The sequence below is a fragment of the Actinosynnema sp. genome, assembly GCF_052038725.1.
Window position 1 is genome coordinate 1 of record NZ_JBQGCX010000850.1, and the last position, 2,037, is coordinate 2,037.

A 2,037-nucleotide genomic window follows, 5' to 3' on the forward strand; every position below is an offset into this window, starting at 1 on the left:
TTCGGGACCGGGGGCGTCGCCGTTCCCGGGCCCCGGACCGTCCCCGCGACGACCGCTCGGTGCCGCGCGGTCGCTCAGGCCGCGTCGGCCCAGGACGGCCGCGGACCGGTGCCGAGCCGCCACAGCGCGGCCTGCTCCGACGGGCTCCGCTCGCCCAGGGCGAGCCGCAGCCCCCGCAGCTGCACCGCGGTGCCCTGCAGGCGGGCGCGGTGCAGCAGGTCACGACGGTCGCGTCCGGGCACGCCGGCCAGCGGTGCCAGCCGCGGCGACAGCAGGAGCCCCGCGGCCCCGGACAGCCCCCGGTAGAACGCCTGCTCGGGTGCGCTGAGGCCGGGGGGAGCCGACAGGAACGCGCGCAGGTCCGCCGGCACCGGCTGCAGGACGGGCGCGTACGCGGCGAGGGCCTCTTCGAGCTCCGCGCACGAGGCCGGCAGGTCGGTGGCGCCGAGGGCCTGGGCGCTGCGGGCCCAGCGGCGGCCGTACTCGTCGGGCCAGCGCGGCCCGAAGCGGGGTCGCAGGTCCTCACCGAGGGCCTCGTGCGCGGCGAGGAACGCGTCGGTGAACGCCAGGTGCACCCAGCGGAGCAGGTCCGGGTCCGAGGCGGAGTACGCCTGGCCGGACGCGTCGTCCACCCCGCGCACCCGGCGGTGCATGCGCCGGACGCGGCCGGCCTCCCGGCCTGCGAGCTCCTCGGACCCGAACGTCGACACGACCAGCCACCGGGCGGTGCCGGCGAGGCGCTTCCACGGGTCCTGCCGGTAGTCGGAGTGCCGCTGCACACCGGCCAGGGCCAGCGGGTGCGCACCCTGCCCGAGCAGCGCCGCGACCCCGCCCACGAGCGTCGCGAGGTCCCCGTGCACCCGCCACACCACGTCGCCGGGCTCGAACCACCCGGGGCCCTCGCCGACGGTCGCGATCTCGCGCACCCACTCCGGGGCCCCACCGGGGTCCCCGGACACCCGGGCGCGGAACCGCTCGCGCGCCAGCTCCGGCAGACGGGACGGCCTCAGCACGGCACGAGCCTCGCACGGCGCCCGCGGTCGCGCGCGGCACGGAAACGGCTCGTGGGCCGGGCCCGCACCCGCTCACAGCTCGATGCCGAGGGCCACCGGCCCGAGCAGGTAGACCGTCGCGGTGATGAGCCCGACCCCGATGAGGTTGAGCCAGAACCCCGCACGCACCATCTCGCCCATCGACACCCGGCCGGTGGCGAAGACGATCGCGTTGGGCGGGGTGCCGACCGGCAGCATGAACGAGCACGTCGCGGCGAGCGCGGCGGGGACCAGCAGCAGCAGCGGGTCGATCCCGATGCCGACCGCCACACCCGCCAGGACGGGCAGGAACGTCGCCGCGGTCGCGGTGTTCGACGTCAGCTCGGTGATGAGGAGCACGCCGAGGGACACCGCCGCGACCAGCAGGACCGTCGGCAGCACCGCGAGGCCCTCGAAGCGCTCACCGATCCAGGCGTCGAGCCCGCTGGCCTGCACGGCTGCGGCCAGGCAGAGCCCGCCGCCGAACAGCAGCAGCACCCCCCACGGCACGCCCTTCTGCACCGTGGGCCAGTCCAGCGCCCCGCCCGCCTCGCCGCCGCCGCGCCCCACGGGCACCAGGAACAGCGCGACGAGCGCGGCGACCGCGATGCCGGCGTCGCTCAGCAGGCCGACCGCGGGCACCGCGGCCCCGAGGGCGCTGTCGGCCAGCGGCTGACGGAACACCCACAGCAGGGCCGTGGCGGCGAACACCGCCGCGACCGTCACCTCGCCCCGGGACATGCGGCCCAGCGCCCGGCGCCGGGCCCGCACCAGCTCGCGGCCACCGGCGACCTCCGCGATGCCCGTGCGGAACATGACCCGCGTGAGCAGGAGCCACGTGAGCGCCAGGAACACCACGGCCAGCGGCACGCCGAGCACCATCCAGCCGGCGAAGCTGACGTCGATGCCGTAGCTCTGCTCGACGAGCCCGGCCAGGACGAGGTTCGGGGGGCTGCCGATGAGCGTGGCGAGACCGCCGATCGTGGCCGCGTAGGCGATCGCGAGC

General features: G+C 77.1%; 2 protein-coding genes. Both read right to left on the reverse strand.

Annotated elements, in window-relative coordinates; translation table 11 throughout:
• Nucleotides 1-74: 74 nt before the first annotated feature.
• Nucleotides 75-1,013, reverse strand: a complete 939-nt coding sequence (locus tag ACTUAL_RS17405) for an oxygenase MpaB family protein (protein WP_440901011.1) — start codon at nt 1,011-1,013, stop codon at nt 75-77.
• A gap of 72 nt (nt 1,014-1,085) precedes the next feature.
• Nucleotides 1,086-2,037 (reverse strand): SLC13 family permease (locus ACTUAL_RS17410; RefSeq protein ID WP_440901012.1); only part of this gene is annotated, 952 nt, incomplete at its 5' end.